At 34.5% G+C, this 18,636-nt stretch carries 18 protein-coding genes; 12 read left to right on the forward strand and 6 right to left on the reverse strand.

Features of this window, described 5'->3' with window-relative positions; translation table 11 throughout:
* Positions 1-7: 7 nt before the first annotated feature.
* Positions 8-211 (reverse strand): GDCCVxC domain-containing (seleno)protein, encoded by a 204-nt coding sequence (locus ACPDG9_RS08190; protein WP_430527313.1) that lies wholly within the window; start codon positions 209-211, stop codon positions 8-10.
* Positions 212-227: 16 nt separating this feature from the next.
* Complete coding sequence (locus ACPDG9_RS08195; RefSeq protein WP_430527275.1) at positions 228-893, reverse strand: ABC transporter ATP-binding protein; 666 nt, start codon at positions 891-893, stop codon at positions 228-230.
* 149 nt (positions 894-1,042) lie between these two features.
* Between ACPDG9_RS08195 and msrA the strand changes: the two genes are divergently transcribed.
* The 6 genes from msrA to ACPDG9_RS08225 all read left to right on the forward strand — a co-directional run bounded on the left by msrA (position 1,043) and on the right by ACPDG9_RS08225 (position 6,407).
* Positions 1,043-1,576: a peptide-methionine (S)-S-oxide reductase MsrA gene (gene msrA / locus ACPDG9_RS08200; RefSeq protein WP_430527276.1), complete on the forward strand. Its 534-nt coding sequence runs from the start codon at positions 1,043-1,045 to the stop codon at positions 1,574-1,576.
* A gap of 5 nt (positions 1,577-1,581) precedes the next feature.
* Entirely contained in the window at positions 1,582-1,878 is a 297-nt protein-coding gene (locus tag ACPDG9_RS08205) for a hypothetical protein (RefSeq protein WP_430527277.1), read from the forward strand.
* A gap of 112 nt (positions 1,879-1,990) precedes the next feature.
* The gene (locus tag ACPDG9_RS08210) at positions 1,991-2,404 is read left to right on the forward strand and encodes a hypothetical protein (RefSeq protein WP_430527278.1); all 414 of its coding nucleotides are present in this window, start codon (positions 1,991-1,993) and stop codon (positions 2,402-2,404) included.
* A gap of 201 nt (positions 2,405-2,605) precedes the next feature.
* Complete coding sequence (locus tag ACPDG9_RS08215) at positions 2,606-3,346, forward strand: sensor histidine kinase (RefSeq protein ID WP_430527279.1); 741 nt, start codon at positions 2,606-2,608, stop codon at positions 3,344-3,346.
* Positions 3,312-4,022 (forward strand): LytR/AlgR family response regulator transcription factor, encoded by a 711-nt coding sequence (locus tag ACPDG9_RS08220; RefSeq protein ID WP_430527280.1) that lies wholly within the window; start codon positions 3,312-3,314, stop codon positions 4,020-4,022. Before ACPDG9_RS08215 ends, ACPDG9_RS08220 begins: the two co-directional genes overlap by 35 nt.
* Before the next feature lie 117 nt (positions 4,023-4,139).
* A complete protein-coding gene (locus tag ACPDG9_RS08225; RefSeq protein ID WP_430527281.1) occupies positions 4,140-6,407 on the forward strand; it encodes a cation:proton antiporter in 2,268 nt (755 codons plus the stop codon).
* A gap of 59 nt (positions 6,408-6,466) precedes the next feature.
* Here the strand turns inward: ACPDG9_RS08225 and mdtD are convergent, their stop codons facing one another.
* Positions 6,467-7,894, reverse strand: coding sequence for a multidrug transporter subunit MdtD (gene mdtD / locus ACPDG9_RS08230; protein WP_430527282.1), 1,428 nt, complete (start codon positions 7,892-7,894; stop codon positions 6,467-6,469).
* 165 nt (positions 7,895-8,059) lie between these two features.
* Positions 8,060-8,638 (reverse strand): anthranilate synthase component II, encoded by a 579-nt coding sequence (locus ACPDG9_RS08235; protein WP_430527283.1) that lies wholly within the window; start codon positions 8,636-8,638, stop codon positions 8,060-8,062.
* A 39-nt stretch (positions 8,639-8,677) separates the two neighbouring features.
* Here ACPDG9_RS08235 and ACPDG9_RS08240 point away from each other — a divergent pair, with 39 nt between their 5' ends.
* Positions 8,678-9,649 (forward strand): aminodeoxychorismate synthase component I, encoded by a 972-nt coding sequence (locus tag ACPDG9_RS08240; RefSeq protein ID WP_430527314.1) that lies wholly within the window; start codon positions 8,678-8,680, stop codon positions 9,647-9,649.
* A gap of 90 nt (positions 9,650-9,739) precedes the next feature.
* On the opposite strand, the gene ACPDG9_RS08245 is transcribed toward ACPDG9_RS08240, so the two are convergent.
* Entirely contained in the window at positions 9,740-11,254 is a 1,515-nt protein-coding gene (locus ACPDG9_RS08245; protein WP_430527284.1) for a hypothetical protein, read from the reverse strand.
* A gap of 208 nt (positions 11,255-11,462) precedes the next feature.
* Here ACPDG9_RS08245 and ACPDG9_RS08250 point away from each other — a divergent pair, with 208 nt between their 5' ends.
* Positions 11,463-12,281, forward strand: a complete 819-nt coding sequence (locus tag ACPDG9_RS08250) for a hypothetical protein (protein WP_430527285.1) — start codon at positions 11,463-11,465, stop codon at positions 12,279-12,281.
* Between the two features lie 75 nt (positions 12,282-12,356).
* Here the strand turns inward: ACPDG9_RS08250 and ACPDG9_RS08255 are convergent, their stop codons facing one another.
* The gene (locus ACPDG9_RS08255; protein ID WP_430527286.1) at positions 12,357-13,094 is read right to left on the reverse strand and encodes a response regulator transcription factor; all 738 of its coding nucleotides are present in this window, start codon (positions 13,092-13,094) and stop codon (positions 12,357-12,359) included.
* 352 nt (positions 13,095-13,446) lie between these two features.
* Between ACPDG9_RS08255 and ACPDG9_RS08260 the strand changes: the two genes are divergently transcribed.
* From ACPDG9_RS08260 to ACPDG9_RS08275, 4 genes are all read left to right on the forward strand, one after another.
* A complete protein-coding gene (locus ACPDG9_RS08260) occupies positions 13,447-15,834 on the forward strand; it encodes a TonB-dependent receptor domain-containing protein (RefSeq protein ID WP_430527287.1) in 2,388 nt (795 codons plus the stop codon).
* A 212-nt stretch (positions 15,835-16,046) separates the two neighbouring features.
* Positions 16,047-16,217, forward strand: coding sequence for a hypothetical protein (locus ACPDG9_RS08265; protein ID WP_430527288.1), 171 nt, complete (start codon positions 16,047-16,049; stop codon positions 16,215-16,217).
* A 99-nt stretch (positions 16,218-16,316) separates the two neighbouring features.
* Complete coding sequence (locus ACPDG9_RS08270) at positions 16,317-17,678, forward strand: radical SAM protein (protein ID WP_430527289.1); 1,362 nt, start codon at positions 16,317-16,319, stop codon at positions 17,676-17,678.
* The gene (locus ACPDG9_RS08275; protein WP_430527290.1) at positions 17,678-18,631 is read left to right on the forward strand and encodes a hypothetical protein; all 954 of its coding nucleotides are present in this window, start codon (positions 17,678-17,680) and stop codon (positions 18,629-18,631) included. The genes ACPDG9_RS08270 and ACPDG9_RS08275 overlap by 1 nt, the downstream gene beginning before the upstream one ends.
* Positions 18,632-18,636: the final 5 nt, after the last annotated feature.

Here is an 18,636-nt window from a genome sequence, read left to right on the forward strand (position 1 = left end):
GAAATTATTATGAGGAACAGCAAGAATTGCTCCGCTGAATCGGCGGGCATTTTATATTTCCATAGTTATAAAATACACAACAATTACCTGCTAAGGGTTTTAAGAGGGGCTGACACGATTTACACACATAGAAGAATTGAAAAGCAGTCACTGGCATTTCTTCTCGTTCTTGGTGTTGACAATTTGGACAAGTTAGCGTCGAAAATAGAATAGGATTCGCGAATGCGTTACTGCGAAGTAATCAAACCATCCGTCATGATCAACTTGCGATCAGCCATATCCGCTAATTCTTCGTTATGCGTAACAATCACAAACGTTTGGTTGAATTCATCTCTCAGTTGAAAAAAGAGGTTGTGTAGGTTTTCTGCTGTTTTGGTATCTAAGTTACCAGAGGGTTCATCTGCAAAGATCACTTTGGGCTTATTGATTAAGGCTCGAGCAACAGCAACGCGTTGTTGTTCTCCTCCAGAAAGTTCAGAAGGGTAGTGATCCATACGATGAGAAACCCCCAAATAGTCTAGAAGCCTTTTGGCTTCTTGTTCGGTTTCTCTTTTGTCTTTTCCTGCAATATAGGCAGGAATGCAAACATTTTCTAAGGCGTTAAACTCAGGAAGTAATTGATGAAATTGAAAGATGAATCCCAAATTTAGATTTCTAAATTTAGAGATTTCTTTGTCATTGAGCTTGAGAACATCTGTATCGTTAATGATTAACGAACTGTTGGGTTGAATCGTCGGTTTGTCTAATGTCCCTAAGATTTGAAGAAGGGTTGTCTTTCCCGCACCCGATGCTCCCACAATAGAAATGATTTCTCGTTCCTTAATGTGCAGATCAACACCTTTTAAAACCTCTAATTGGTCATAAGATTTTCTAATATTCGTCGCTCGTATCATACCTTTGTTTTTGGATCGATTACAAAATAACAATGTTTTGAATCAATTAAAAATTAAAAATAGAAAAATATTTCAAATGATTATTGACTTCCGTCGATTATTGATAACTTAGACTGAATTAAAAGGCAGTAAAAAAAAGTAGAAGATACATGAAAAAAGCAATACTTGGAGGCGGGTGTTTCTGGTGTACAGAAGCAGTATTTAAGCGTTTAAAAGGAGTGGTAGAGGTATTACCAGGGTATATTGGAGGTAAAAATGCCAATCCGACGTATGAACAGGTTTGTACAGGTGAAACAGGACATGCAGAAGCAGTTGAGATTACCTACAACGAGCATGAAGTGAGCTATACCGAACTGTTGGAGATCTTTTTTGCAACACACAATCCAACAACCTTGAATAGACAAGGAGAAGACGTAGGTACGCAATATAGAAGTGAGATTTTTTATTTGGATGAAGCACAAAAGCAAGCAGCAAAGGAGTATATAGGAATTTTAAGCGATGAAAAAGTATTCGACCAACCCATTGTTACACAGCTAAGTCCAGCTTCAACTTTTTACGTAGCAGAAGACTATCACAAAAATTACTTTGAGCGCAAGGGAACAGAAAATCCGTATTGCCAAATGGTAGTTAAACCCAAGGTAGAGAAATTTAAAATGAACTATGCTTCAAAATTGAAAGAATAAGCACGATGACACCACAAGAACAGCTAGAGGTAAAACAAATAAAGAGCAGGCAACTTATTACTGGACTATTTCTTGATTTAATAGGAATGGCTAGCTATTTATTGCCATTTCTAGGAGAATTTAGTGATGTAGTTTGGGCGCCTATTTCCGCTTTTATTCTCGCAAAAATGTATCCTGGTAAAGTAGGAAAGGTAGGAGCAATTGTCAACTTTATTGAAGAGATTTCCCCCGGATTAGATATCATCCCCACGTTTACTTTAACTTGGGTTTATACCTATTATTTTCAGAAGAAAAGTTCCTAATAAAAATTGTTTTTTATTTTGTTAAAATCGTAAATTTTTCTTAACTTTAAAGTGCATCTTGCGAGTTGATAGGATGTGAAAAAGGATTGATTAACTATAAACCACATTTTTTATGAGAAACTTATTTGTGATTATTTGTAGCGTTTTTCTATTTGTTAGCTGTAAAGAAACAAAAAACAGTAGAGCGTTGGGGGATGAGAATGCAGGGAAGACTTTGATAGGATGGTACTATTATAATTTAGGCGAAGAAAAGTATGATGATTTGAAACAATATCTAGATGAAGATTTCTTTAAAACAACTACAGAAGCTGATTTTTTTGCTAAATTGAAACAAAGAGAAGCTGAATTAGGACATATCGTAAAAGCTGTTTTTAAAGAAGGAGACCTAACAGAAGAAAATAAAAAAGAAAAAACCAAAGAGTTTGAGTTTGAATATGATGTTCAATACGAAAAAAGTGGTGCAGTTGAAACCTTTCATTTGATTAAAAGAGGAGATGAGTTTAAAATTGCCAAAATAGATTTCTAAACTTGTTATCCTTTATCGGATAAAAAAAAGAGAGAAGTGCTACCGTACTTCTCTCTTTTTTTAGTTAGCTGTTATCGGTTATGAGTTATCGGCTTAATCCTCTTTTGATTGAAAATCTTCACAACCAACCACAACCAAGGCGCAACCACCATCACAAAAAAACAGTACATTTGTTTCATAAAGAAGCAGTAAAATAAAAGTATGGAGTATTTATACCTATTTATTATTGTTCTCCTATTAATCATCATAGGCATCTTGTTGTACTTTTTGTTCAACTATAACAAGCAACGTGTTGTTTTTGAAAAAGAGAAGGAGTTGTTTGATACCAAGTTGAGATACTTACAGTTAGAGAATCTCGAATCTCGATTAGATCCCCATTTGTTTAAGAATATATTAAACTCGATTCAATCTCATGCCTATCAAACGTATTATGCTTTAGATAAGATGGCTGGGGTATTAGATTATATTCTCTATGATAGCCAACGCAAACTAGTGACGTTAAAAGAAGAACACGAATTTGCCATGCGTTTAATCGATATCAATAAAATCAAGCTCAATCCGTTATTCCGTTTAGATGTTCGATCCAATATAGGAGAAGTAGAGGCTTTGTATGCAGAAGATCTAGTAGCGCCTTTAATTTGTGTAGAGTTAATAGAAAATGCCTTTAAACACGCAGATTTGACGGGAAATGACGCCTTTATTACGATTTTGTTTAAATTGAAAAAAGGACAGTTTGATTTGGTTGTTTCCAATAAGAAATCATCTAAAGCTTCGCTGAGAAAAGAAAAAGGCGGCTATGGGTTATCCGCATTGAGAGAGCGTTTGCACTTGATCTACGGCCCTTACTATAAATTGGAAAAATCTGAAGATGAGCAAGTCCATTCCATGCATTTAAAAATAAACTTATATGATTTCAAAGCTAAAATGTATACTCTTAGATGATGAATTACTGGGGTTGAAATATTTAAAAATGCTTTGTGAGCAAATTCCAGAAATAGAAGTCGTTCAAGTATTTGATGATCCAACTACTTTTTTAGAGGTAGCTACAACATTAGATTTTGAAGTGGCAATACTTGATATCAATATGCCAGGAATAGATGGACTTAGTGTAGCTCAGCTCTTAACAAATAAAGGAGTGATCTTTGTAACCGCCTATAAAGAATATGCCTTAGAGGCATTTGAAGTTGATGCCATCGATTATATTGCTAAACCCATTAAGAAGGAACGTTTGCAACGTGCCATTCAAAAAGCCATGCGCCAGTTAAAGCCACTGGAACAAAACACCTCTCTGACGATAAATTCAAATAAAGGGAAGGCAATTATACAATTTGACGATATTCTCTATATTAAAACCTGTGAAAATGACGGTAGAGATAAAGAAATTTATTTAGAAGGAGAACAACAATTAATCGCAAAAAACGTCGCTTTAGATAAGTTAGTTGAAGCCCTTCCTGCATCTAAATTTTGTAGAATCAACAAAAGAGAAATTATCGCCTTAAAAATAGTGCGATTTTTTGGGCATGATTTAATCACAACACAGCTGAGTACAGCGAATGGAAAGCCCCTCGAACTTACACTAGGGGTAACGTTTAAAACCGATTTTTTAGATAAGATATAACTTTCATTACAGGATATTGGTTCTTCATTACAAGAAAGCTTGTTTTGAACTCAGTAAGAAGCTTTGCGATGTTTATAATTTAGACTTTTGTCTTTGAAATAGAAAATCGTAAATATCATGTCAAAATATAGGAATTCTCTTCTTTATGTGTCCATTATTGGAGGGTGTACAGCTTTAATTTATTGGGTAGTTACACAAGGTTCAAAGTTAGAAGTAAACACCAAAGCCATTGTATCTGATAATACGGCTTGGGAAAACTTTCTAGAGACCTTAATACACAATTTAAAAAGTCCTCTAGCTTTGCTATTAGCACAAATCGTGACCATTGTTTTGGTAGCCCGAGTATTTGGGTGGATTTGCAAGAAAATCGGACAACCTTCGGTAATTGGAGAAATTATTGCCGGTATCGCTTTAGGTCCTTCTTTAGTGGGAACGTATTTTCCAGTGTTTTCCGAAGTGATGTTTCCTACTCAATCTTTGGGCAATCTTAGCTTCTTAAGCCAAATAGGTTTAATCCTCTTTATGTTCGTCATTGGAATGGAATTAGACCTCAAAATACTCAAAAACAAAGCGCATGATGCCGTTTTAATTAGCCATGCGAGTATTGTGATTCCCTTTGCATTGGGAATGGCATTAGCGTATTATATCTTTGAATCTTTTGCACCTGCTGGTGTAGACTTTTTGTCTTTTGGATTGTTCTTGGGAATTTCAATGAGTATTACCGCCTTTCCAGTTTTGGCGCGGATTGTACAAGAAAGAGGACTCCAAAAAACCAGAATTGGAACGATTGTAATTACCTGTGCAGCAGCTGATGATATTACAGCTTGGTGTTTATTAGCCGCTGTAATTGCTATTGTACAAGCAGGTAGTTTTGTCAGTTCTCTTTATATCATCGCGCTAGCTTTTCTTTATGTCATTGTGATGTTGAAACTCGTGCGTCCTTTCTTGGCTCGTATTGCTAAGTATCAAGGGAGTAGCAAATTACTAAGCAAAGGAACAGTAGCAATTTTCTTGTTAATTTTAATTATCTCAGCATATTGTACAGAGGTAATCGGAATTCACGCCTTGTTTGGAGCGTTTATGGCAGGGGCTATTATGCCTGATAACATGAAGTTTAGAACTATTTTTATTGAAAAAGTAGAAGATGTTGCCGTTGTGTTGTTCTTACCTTTGTTCTTTGTATATACTGGATTGCGTACAGAAATAGGGTTGTTAAACGAACCGTATTTGTGGAAGATAACAGGACTAATTATTTTAGTTGCGACTGTTGGAAAATTTGTAGGTAGTGCAATAACAGCAAAATTTGTGGGTATTAATTGGCGGGATAGTCTAACGATTGGTGCTTTAATGAATACCCGTGGATTGATGGAGTTGATCGTGTTGAATATTGGTTTTGATCTAGGGGTTATGACCGGTGAAGTATTTGCCATGATGGTTATTATGGCTTTAGCGACTACCTTCATGACCGGACCTCTTTTGGATTTAATAGCCAAGATTTTTGGTCCCTTAGGTGATGAGCCGCAACACAAAGGTGTAGTCATCGGAAAATATCAAGTCTTTCTTTTCTTTGAAAATAAATTGAGTCTAGCTCCCTTGATGCGATTGGCACATGCATTTACAGGAAAATCAACCGTTGATACTCGCATTACAGCTATGCATATGATTGACAGTGAAGAGTTGAATTCCTTCCATACACAAGATTACGAGGAAGAAATATTTGAAGCCGTACAAGAGCAAGCAACAGAAATGGACCAAGAAGTGCAAACGTATTACAAAGTTTCAAACGATATTGAAAGTGATGTGGTCGGCATGGTCCATCAAGAAACCTGTGATTTGCTTCTTATTGAAATGGGATACTCGATCTATCGCGGTTCCGTTTTAGGAAATATCCTGGGATTTACCACGCGAATCATCAACCCAGACGTACTGTTGAATAAAGTAACTGGTAGAGAAAAACTGTTTGAAAATTCTTGGTTTAATGCACGTACACAACAAATTATGAATCGTACGAAAGTGCCACTGGGCATTTTGATTAACAAAGATTTTAAAAAATTAGAACACGTATTCTTGCCTATTTTTAGTAAAGGAGATTTGAAATTACTGCCCTATGCGCAAAAAATGATCCGAAATAACGAAGTACAAGTATCTATTTTAGATGCGACAGGAGAATTAGAGAATCACACGGAATTTAAAGAAAATATCAGGCTTATTGAGCAATATAAGCCCAATCATATTCGCCTCATTAGCAATAAGGTCGTATCAAAAGAATTCATCGAAGAATTTGATTTGATGCTGATAAGCTTAGACAGTTGGAAGAAGTTGGTTGAAACGAGAAGTATCTGGTTAAATCACGCGCCTTCTATGCTATTGATGCAATCCCTATAACTATTTAGTTATGTTGTTTTATATTAATTTGCAGCAACCTCAAGCCAATGGCTTGAGGTTTATTTTTTAGTAGAATCATACGCTTGCGTTCCGGCTAAACTCGCACCATCGTTTTTATTGAGTTTCATGAATACGGTACTAGATAAGATTGTTAAGACACCCATGACTAAAAACGTATAGTTAAAAACGGCCGTTGGATGATCCACAGTGTCAATATTACTATTTCGAAAGAGTTGTAAAAACATAGCTGATATAGAAATTCCCAAGCTAATTGCCAATTGTTGCGTAACTGAGAGTAAGCTATTGGCGTCACTAGAGGTGTTGTTGTCTAAATCTGCTAAGGAAATCGTATTCATAGAGGTGAACTGAACGGCATTAAAAGCACCATTGCAAACCATCAATAGAATAATAACGTAAAAAGGGGTATCGTGGTTGACAAAGAAAAAGAGACTAATTAAAATACCCGTTGCAATAGTATTGAATACCAATGTTTTTTTATAGCCAAAACGCTTGACAATCGGAACGACAAAATTTCTAGAAATCAAGTTCGATAGCGCTTGAGGAATCATCATTAGGCCGGCGTAAAAAGCAGAATAACCAAATCCGATTTGCAACAAAAGGGGGATCATTAGCGGCATTCCACCAATGCCAAAACGAGTGACTAAATTGCCAATTAAACCAATATTGAGCGTTTTTATTTTGAATAGCTCTAGTTTAATCAACGGATGTGTACTGCGTTTAGCATACCCAATATAGGCAATGATGAGTAAGACTGCTACAACAAATAGACCGACCAATTGAGTCGCCGATAAAGCAGGAGAATTCCATCGCTCAATCACTAACGTCAGCATAGTCAATCCACCACTGAATAATATCCATCCCATTACATCAAAGCGATCCACTTTGTTGGTGAAATTTGGAATAATAGATCGAGCGAGAAGAATGGCGATAATCCCAACGGGCAAGTTGATTAAGAAAATCCAATGCCAAGATAATTTTTCCACTAAAAAACCACCAGCCGTTGGACCTAACATAGGGCCAATTAAAGCAGGAATAGTAATGAAATTTATAATTTTGAGTAATTGATCCTTAGGATATGCATAAAGCAAAGTAAGACGTGCGACGGGAACCATCATAGAACCGCCAATGGCCTGAAAAATACGCGCAAAAATCAGTTCATTTAATGTATTGGACAACGCGCAAAACAAAGATCCTAAAGTAAATAAGGCAACAGCAAGAATAAAAATACGCTTTGTTCCGAAGCGATCCGCCAACCAGCCACTTAACGGAATTAACAGTGCTACAGTAAGCGTATAGGACACTATAATACTCTGCATTTCTAAAGGAGATTCTCCCAAACTAGCCGCAATAGAAGGGAGTCCTGTGTTTAGGATTGTACCATCCAAGGCTTGCATAAAAATGGCCAGTGCACCGAGATAAGGGAGATATTTTTGGACTTTGGGGTCTTGTATTATTCCTGCTTCCATTTAAAGATACATTTCTTTTTTATCGATTGAAGTTACTATTTTACATTTAGCTTGGCAATATATTTAGCGTAGAATTATAAAAGTAAGGCAAAATGTCGAGGAAAAAACACTTGAATTAGCCCAATAAAAACACCAAAAAAAGTCGGCCAAGCAAGGAATTGACCTCTATTGTTCAATCCAGTTGGCTATCATTTGCCTACCCTTTTGAGTGATGTACGATTCCGGATGGAACTGAATTCCCCTAACGTTTTTAGTTTGATGCCTAAAAGCCATAATAATCTGATCACTACTTACGGCCGTAACAGTTAAGGTTGAAGGAAAATGATCCTGAGCTAAGGCCCAGGAATGATATAACCCAACAACAGTATGGTTCTCTATATTGTTGAATAGAAGATCGGGGGAGAGTAACTCTAGAGGTCTTGCTTGTCCGTGAAAAACGTGTTGTACATTGTAAAGGTTAGCGCCATAATATTCACCAATGGCTTGATGACCTAAACAAACACCCAAGATAGGTTTAGTGTGTTCATAACGCGCCAGAATTTCGAATAAGATAGGATACGCACGAGGCACATCAGGTCCTGGGGAGATTACTAGCTGATCATAGCGCTCTAGATCGTCGAGATTGACCTCATCACTGTACTGAACATGCACGTTACAAAGAGGATGTTCATCAAATAACTGATACAAATTATACGTAAATGAATCGCGATTGTCGATAATTAGTATTTCCTTCTTTTGGCTCATAAACAATTTGTATTTTTGACTTTCAATAGACGTGTGAATATGGGGATCAAAGATACAATTATCTCAAAGATGAATAAATTGGGAAAGGAAAGAAAACCTTTTTTATTTTTTATTGACTATAAAGGTGAAAAAGGTGACGTTATCCCTTTGGATACTTTAGATAAAGAAGAAGTTTGCTATCATTTCAATACAAAGACCAATCGAGAGAACCTTAAAGAAGGAGGGGTAGTGCCCCAATTAAAAGCATATCCCCTTGATTATGAGTCGTACAAGCAAAAGTTTGATCACGTCCTAGATCAAATACAAAAGGGCAATACCTATTTAATTAACCTTACCGTATCCACACCCATTGCATTAGAAGGAAGCTTAAAAGATGTTTTTTTTGCAAGTAAGGCCAAGTATAAATTGTGGATAAAAGAGCAAATGGTTTGTTTTTCACCAGAGACCTTCGTGCAAATCAAAGACAATCGTATTTATTCCTATCCGATGAAGGGAACTATTGATGCCTCCTTACCACAAGCCGAACAGTTGCTATTACAAGATCCGAAAGAAACAGCCGAACACTATACGATTGTCGATTTAATTCGCAATGATTTAAACCGAGTGGCAAAAAATGTAGGCGTAGATCGCTTTCGCTATTTGGACCAATTGAAAACTTCCAAAGGGGAATTGTTGCAAATGAGCTCTCAAATAAGTGGAGATTTGGAAGAAGATTGGCAAGATACACTCGGAGATTTATTAAATAAGCTAGTACCAGCAGGATCTATAACAGGATCACCCAAAGAAAAAACCGTTGAGATCATTGAAGAAGTCGAAGGCTATGCACGCAAGTATTATACAGGAATTTGCGGAATATTTGATGGAAATACACTAGATAGTGCAGTTATGATTCGATTTATAGAACAAGAGGGAGAACATTTTTTCTACAAGAGTGGAGGAGGAATTACCTTTGCTAGTATTGGTGAAAAAGAGTACGAAGAAATTTTACAGAAGATTTATATTCCCCTATAGATGGCGTAAAAAGCCTAGATTATCCCCTGATCAGCGTTATAATCTAGGCTTTTTAGCATCATGTGCCTAAGTGTTATTTGTTTTAGCTACTTAGGCTTTTAAGACTTCAATAGTAGAAAAAAATTGTTTTAAGCGTTGAATCGTCGGAGGATCTAATACCAAATTATATTTTTTTTCTTCTCTTTTTTGAGACGTATACACAAATAGTAAAGGTCCCAGTTGATTGTATAGACTATTTAACGTTGTCGCCTCCTTATTTTGTGCATAAAGGGCTAGTTGTAGTAAAGTGTCTAAGTGACTCGTATTAGGTAAGTAAGCAAGGTGATGTAGGATGTAAAGTTGTAACTTTACGACAAGGCATTGGTGTAATTGATACGTGCTGATAAACATTTCATTCGTTTGTTGTTGTAAATCATGTTGAATCATTTTATCCGATTTTTCTAAGTTTTTTCTCCAAAGAGCAGGGTAGTCCTGTTCCGAGGTCCAGTATTTTTTCTGCCAGTGAATTTGGGGGTAATAACCACTAGAGTAGAGGCAGTTTTTTGGTTTTAAAATAGGCTTAAAAAACGCTGCAAATAAATCGGCATGTTCTTGAATATATAGCCGAGTATGGGAGAGCATCGTAAAGTGAATTTCAGCGTCTTTTGTGGCAATAGCCCTGCTTATTTCTTGAAACTCCTTTGTGGCTTTTTTAGTGGTTATCACCACGAGATAGCATTGTCGGATTTGCCTTCCTTCTTTACAATACAGCGTCTCGTGAAATTGGTAGATCTCTTCAACCAAGTTTGTTTCAAGTAGAGGCAGTAGCTTCTCTTTGTATTTGAATGAAGGTTTCGTTTTCTTTTTGCTCTTTTGTTTAGAAGTGAGTAGCGTCGTTTCCAGATCGATATCCTCTAAGACATCCAATACAATTTCCAGGAGATTTTGTTGCACTTTTTCTAGGGCATCATTCCACGTATCGTCTTGATCCAAATAATCTAACATATAGTAGGATCGATTCTTGCCTTTTACAAAAAGTGTTTTCATCTGAGGAAGAATACGCTCCAATAAAAGCAGTCGATCCGTAAACGAATCACACGTATTTTTAACTCCTAAAAGAAGAAGTTCTAGCACCTCAAAGCTATAGGCTAAAGACTTCATATACGCCAAATTACTACCGCTAATTTTGGAAGCAACAAAATCGTGACAATATCCAGCAAGTAGCGCATGTTTATCCAAATACTGCGTTTTAAATTCCTTTATAGGCTTATACAGTCGCGGTTGCAAAGAGAAATCTCTTTGCTGATAAATGAGGCGGTCTTTCGTTAAGCTAGTTTTAAAAAGCGTATTGCCTATTTGATCGTGGAAGGACATATCCTTTGCATCGAGTACGATTATAAGCACCTGATGCTTAGAAAAAAGGGAGGTAGAATAGCTCGTCGAAAATATACGCTCGAGTTCAAGTTTGTTTGATGTGTACATCCATAAAACGCGAAATTGTTGAGACCCCCAAACAGGACCATACCAAAGGGTATAAATGAGATTTTCCTCTATACATCGATTTACTTTTTGCAATAAATCGGAAGAAAAGTCAAGTTGAGATGGGAAAGATAAATTTGACTTCATAAGAACTGAATTTTAAATATTTGATTATTGTATTATTTATAAGTAATATTTGTAATTGTTGTTTAATTATCATTATTGTGTGTTATTTGTTGCTGTATTTTATTTATTTTTGTCTTTTAGGTAGAAAACAAATATACGAACGAAGTTTTAGATTTTCCAAAATTATTACCTATACTGTTCGTGTATTTTTCATAAATTCTTTATATATATGGATAAAATTCAACGTGTCAATGAAGCAGTTAAATGGGTGGTCTTCGAAGGGCTAGCTAAAAATCACACAGACTTAGCTCAAAAATTAGGGTACAAGAAGTCCTCTTTTTCTCAGATTATTAATGGACGTGTCAATCTCAGCAATAGTTTTGTCAATCGACTTGTTACGTTTGCGCCAATTTTAAATAGAAAATGGTTGCTTACTGGAGAGGGAAGTTTGTTTTTATCACAGCCCAAAATTGTGCAAGAAGATGTAATCAAAGGACAAATGAAAGGGATTAATTTGTTGATGGACAATGAAGCGACCTACTTGACAAAAAGTGATATACCTGAGATTCTTTATAATAAGAGAGGAAATACCTTTACGTTTTATCCAGGCGGAAAGATGTATATTGAGGTTTTTAAGGTTCCATTTGCTAAACACGCAACCTATAGTAAACACTATTTAGAAGTAGAAGAGTTAAAAAAGTACTTTGACAGCGTTGAGTTTTCTGTTGATTACTTTGAATTAGGATATTATCAAGCCTTTGAAGTCATTGGAGAAACAATGAATGCAGGAAATATAGAAGATACTCCTAACGGTGCAGAGGTATTAACTAGAGAGGTGAATAGAGATTTGTGGGGAGAGGGATTTAAGCGAACCAAGTATGGTTTTATTTTGGTGACCAAAGATCATATTCTACACAAGGATATTATTCAATACGACTCTAAGACGCAAAAGGTCCAATTGTCAAGTCGCAATGCTAATTATTCCATTATGGAATATGATTTAAAAGATGTTCTTCAAATCTTCCATGTGATCAAACGCTTTTTTTAAAAGAGTAAACTTATGATGCAAAACATGAACGCAGTTCGTGTTTTGTACTTATAGGGAGACATGGAATAGGGATTGTTAAAGTAATTTGTTGACAATAGCGAAGCGAATAGCTTCCGCTATAGTATGTACTTGGAGTTTCTCCAAAATCTTTTTCCGGTGGAATTTAATTGTATCGCATGTTAAATAGAGACAAGAAGCTATCTCTTGTATCTGATACCCTCTGATGGAGTATTGTAAAATTTCCAATTCTCTAAGGGAAAGTTTAGGTTTGATTTCGGGTTTCCATGTGTTGTGCTTTAAATTATACGTCCATGTAGATGCGCTGTTTCGCTTAAAGATCTTACTATTTGCTATGTGATGCGCGGTAGAAAGAGAGACAATACAAATAGATTTCCACAATTCTCCGGTTTTTGTTAAACAAAGTGGAGTTAGCTCGTGGTGAATTAAAAAGACGGGAATTCGCCTGTGTTTAAGGTGGAAATCACAGGCTAATGTATACTGTATTCGTTCTTCAATGGGAATAGCTTGCAAAAAATTAAATCCCGCTTTCATTATTTTAATTAATGTATTCTGATCACTGTCTGGGATGCATTGCGTATAAAAATCAAATCCCATTTTTTGTACTTCCTGAGCGGAATATCCACAAAGAAAAAGTGGATTATCCGATACATAATCAAATACTTTCTTTTGATGATCAATGATGTAAATGCTTTTATATGTCATTCTAGCTAAGGCTTGTACAGCTTCTTGATAGTTAGGAGAGCTTGTTTCCATTTCTTCCTGTTGTCCATTTCTTTTTTTTCTTTTTTCCATAATCGGTATAGAGGTTTTACTTTAAAAATAATAGAAAATAATAGATGTAAATCAAAGATATTTCTTAGCTGTATGTAATAAGTGTTGAATGTTTGAATAGTGTTAGGAATAGGGGCATGTGCCTACACCGACTCTTAATTGTATGAGAGGTTTAATCTTTCAACTACTCCTAAGAGTAGGGACTATTTATACTCCCTAAAGAGCGGTTTTGACATGTGATACAAAAAACTACCCCTGAGTGTAGCAACTAATAAAAACAAATCACATAATTTAGATAAAATAAATCACAATATAATGATAGTCAACTCGTTGTGTTTGATTTTTATATATTGATTTAAAAAATAGTTCTATTATGTATAAAATACCCCTTCATTCTTTTTTTATACTATTGCTCTTAGGAGGTGCGAGTTATAGTCAATCTTTTCGTTTAGAAGGACAGGTCGTCAATACAAAAAATCACCCTGTTGAATTTGTGGATGTTTACCTCGTGAATGCCACTGATTCTAACCCGCCTCATACTTATACGGATAGTTTAGGCAATTTTACGTTATCTGCTGTAAGTGGAAACTATACGTTGACACTCGCAGAATTTGGCAAAGAAAAATACAGTCAAGCTATCACGTTAACTCAAGATATCAACTTAGGTCAACTCACAGTTGATGAAGGAGTCGTATTAGATAGTATCACCATTACAGCAAAGAATAAACTCATCGAACGCAAAGTAGATCGCTTGGTTTTTCACGTGGAGAATTCGGTTGCTGCTAGTGGTGGAGATGCTTTAGATGCACTGAAAGCAACGCCTAGTGTTCGAGTTAAAAATGATAAGGTTGACGTAGCAGGTAAGTCCAATCTCTCAATCTTGGTTGATGATAAAATTATCCTATTATCAGGAGATGAATTAATTCAATATTTAAAGGGAATAGCTAGTGCCAATATAGAGCGTATTGAGGTAATGACAACTCCACCTTCAAAGTACAGTGCTGAAGGAGATGGCGGAATGATTAATATTAAATTAAAAAAATCAACACAGAACAGCTGGAGCAATACCAGTAGAATTGCTTATACACAGGCAACTTACCCATCGACTTCTTTTGGTAATACCTTCAATTATCAAAAAGATAAGGTAAGCCTATTAATAGACGCGTCACTGAGGCAAAACAAAACTATTTACACCAATGAAATTCATTACTACTATCCTCAAGAACATTGGAAAAGTGATTTATATGATCAGATGAAAAATTTAGGTTTTTCTAGTATGTTTAACCTTGGTTACGCTATTAATGATAAGCGTAAGATTAGTTTTCAATACATAGGGAGTAAGGCTACACCAAAGACGGAGGAAGATGGGGTAACAGCGATTTACAAGAAAGAAGATCAACGTTTATCTAGGGACTTATCTTCCAAAAGTAATGCAGAGAACAATAATTACAATCATGCTTTTACAGTAGCATTGGAGACGAAATTAGATACGCTAGGTAAGAAGTATACAATAGATGTGGATTATTTCCTCTATTCCTCAGCTAAAAAGAATAAACAAACCACTGAAATGATTCAGGCTTCGGATCCCTTCCATGCTACTACAATAGTAAATAATAGCAATACGCAACATATTGATAATTTGTCGAGTCAGATTGATTTTGAATTTCCTTATGCTTGGACAACATTGGAATTTGGCGGAAAAATAAGCTTCACTAAAATCAACAGTGATATTGATATTGAGACAGTAGAAGAACTAAAACCAGTAAATCAGCAAGAGGATTATTTTATTTATCGAGAAAATACGCAGGCACTCTATTTTTCAGGTGCTAAATCATGGGGAGAAAAATGGCAGATAAAAGCCGGTTTACGCGCTGAATCTACCCAAAATGAAGGGAGTTCTTTTAGCGTGAATCAAACCAACAAGAAAAAGTATATGGAGTTGTTTCCTACTTTATATGTTGCTTATAAATTAAATGACAATCACGATATCTCCTTTCGCTATGGTAAGCGGATACAACGCCCTTCTTATGCGAATTTGAATCCAGCCCGATGGTATTTAAGTTCAACATCCTACGAAGAAGGTAATCCTTTTTTACAGCCTTCTTTTACTACAACTTTAGAACTCTCTCACTCCTTCAAAAATAGATTGAATACGACGGTATCTCTTAGTCAAGTGAAGGACGGATTTGGACAGCTGACGACGCATAATGAAGAACACAATTTTCAAAAATTTACGCAGTCAAATTATTATTCCACGCATAGTATTAATTACAATATGTATGCAAGTATTGATATTCTTTCTTGGTGGACCAATACATTTGAATTCAATACATTTTATGCGGAATCCAAAACAAATACGATTTATTTAAAACCCAAATATTCTGGCTGGGGCGCTTATTTTATCGCTACGACTACCTTGACCTTTAATAAAGCAAAGACAGTGATAGCTGAAATTAGTTATGAACAAGATTTTGATTCCTACTATGTTGGAAATAAGGCAGGTCCAAATTCCAATGTAACCGCAGGAATAAAGTTTTTACTAGTAGATAAGAAATTGCAGTGTTCATTGAACGCTAATAATATCTTCGGATCGGATCGAATGTTACTTTCTAATACAACTCAAAATGTATTTCAAACGTTCAAACAATACTATGATACACAATATGTTCGATTCTCTCTGTCTTATTCCTTTGGGAATAAAAATATTTCAGTAAAACAACAAAATACGAGTAATGAAGAGGAAAAGGGTAGGGTGTATTAACTGAATAAGCGGTTGTGGGTTAGTTGTTCTTTAAGACGCTGACGCTGTTATAGGAGATGTCATGGTTGTTACTAATTTGTTATAATTCTTAAAAGAATATAGATTAAAAATAGCTGTTCTAAATAAATGAAAAGGAACAAAAACATTTATATATAAATAAAGGAGATGCCTAAAGCCTATTCAAGTTTAGGTAAATTAAAAATTTATCAAAAATGAAAAATGAAAAATTAAGAGTCTTTCTTAAAGACATCGACAAGAAATCAGATTTAAAAGATTCAGAAATTATTAAGTTGAGAGGGGGAAATCAAGCTTTGAAGAAAAAAGAATCTGATTGTTCAGGATTTGCATGTGGAGTTTATCATGTGCTCGAACCAAATAAATAAACTAATTAGGTCTTATTGAACTATTTAATAGTTCAATAAGACTATTTATAAGTAGGGAAAAACATTAAAAAGTAGTAGAGAAATTAAAAAAAATGAAAAATGTTTAAACTGTCTCAATATATAGCAAAAACTGAATTAGAAAATGGGTTTACGTTGGTGTATTCTACAAGAACATCACAATTACTGAGGATAAAATCTTTAATTTTTGGTTTAATAGAAAAGCATGAGTTAGAAAATATTAATAGTTCTTCTTTACTAGAACTTTTTAGTAATGAGATTCTTGTTCCTGAAAAAGAAAATGAATTTGAAACGATAATTAATTCTTTTGTTGCAGCTATGGAAACAAGTTCAGACGTGTTTAGCTATACAATTCAACCTTCAGCCAATTGTCAACTTGGATGTGAATATTGCGGACAAGTTCATGAGAAGATTAACCTAACAAATGATCAATCAAACCAAATTTTTGAATATTTGAAAAATCAGATAGATAAGTACAATTATAAAAGAGTAGAAATCACTTGGTATGGAGCTGAACCCTTGTTGGGACTTAATGGTATGCGATATTTAAGTCAAAAATTAATTAACTATACAGAATTGAGAGACATACAATATACGGCATCTATTATTACAAATGGTTTAGCAATGAAAGAGTCGGTTTTTATGGAACTTACTAAAATGGGGATAACCCAATTTCAAATAACATTAGATGGTACTGAATCATTACATGATGGTAGTAGGTTTATGAAAAGTAAAAAGGGAAAGACCTATGACCAAATTTTGACTAATATTAAAAACGCAGTGAACAGCGCTAATTACGATGAATATAGATGTAATATATTAATCAGATGTAATGTTAGTAAAAAAAATTACTTAGACATTAATAATCTTATCGATAGTATCTATAGATTAGGATTACAAGAGAAGATAAGCATGCAGTTTGAACCGATTCATGATTGGGGGAAAAATGAAGCTCATCAGGAATTTGGTCTTTCATCTGAAGCCTTTGGTGAAATCGAAATTGATTATTTAATTAAATTAAGACAGTTAGGGTTCAAGAGAAATCTCCCTTTATTACCACAAAGAAAATTTTCTACTTGTATGATAACAGATAAAAATTCGGAAATAATTGACACTAAAGGTAGAATAGCCTATTGCTGGGAAGTACCTTATACTCCAAAGTTTGATTATGTGGATAGTCCTTTTATCATAGGTCATATAAATAGTGAATTTAGTAAGAAAAATAGACAGAAACTTCCTCTAGGTAATTGGTATGAAGATATTAAAAATAGTAGATATAATACTTGGTGTAAGAACTGTAATTTTCTTCCAGTCTGTGGAGGTAGTTGTCCAATAAATTGGTATAAAGGAAATCCAGCATGCCCTTCTTTTAAGTACAATATTGAGGATAGACTCTCTCTTCAATATCTTGACGATATCATGTATAATTTTACAAATGATTGATGATGGATAACACCGCTTTTTTATTAGAAAAATATTTACAAAAAAATGAACCTTTGAAAAACATTGAAAGAGGTTTTATTTTTTTAGAAATACTGGATTTTATTAATTCTCTAATTCCAAGTAAAAAAAGAGTATTGATGATTTATACATTTTCTAAAATACAAAAGACTTTTCTCTTATTTAAAAATAATTCCAATAGAAAGAGTGAAGCTGACCTACAAGAAATGGATAGATTGTATGATTCCCTTGATAACGAGCTTAAATTTTATTTAAGCCTTTCATATCTTCCTATGCGTGCTTATTATTACTATTCAATTTCAAATTTCAAATTAGCATCATATGATATAGAGAATTGTATAAAAAATGCGAATGTGATATTAAAAGGGAATTTAAAGTTAGAAACCCTTTTAAAAGGCGAACAAATTTTAAACTTGTTTAAAGTATATTTTCGTTCCAAAGATTTTCAAACCGCAAATAGTCTTGCAATAGAACTTATTTTGTATTCTGTTTACAATAAGGAAGGTAGATTATTGAAACAGTATGACGTAGGAAATATTGAAAGTAGCTTTTATTGGACGTCTCATATTGTAGATGCTATACTTTTAAAATATTTAGCTGAAGACAAATTAAGAGACTTAATGATACAGATTGAATTGAAAAGCAATAATGATGATAATTCGGTTTTTCATCTAGGATTTAGTTTTTTAAAGTTGTATTACGAGGAGAATTATATGGAGGCTAAGCTATGTATTATAGATTTGTTTGAGTCACCTGTTCAAAATATTTTGCCAGATATTATGCTCTGTACAATCTTATCAAAACTAGAGTTGATATTAATGAAGAATAATGATTGTACTTTTAAAGATTGTCAGAATATAATACACAGTTTTATTAAGAATAGAACTCAAGATAAGCAACATATTGAACATGTTTTATTAACAATGAATAAATAAGATAT

The organism is Myroides sp. C6-3, from assembly GCF_050522425.1.
Lineage (GTDB): Bacteria > Bacteroidota > Bacteroidia > Flavobacteriales > Flavobacteriaceae > Flavobacterium.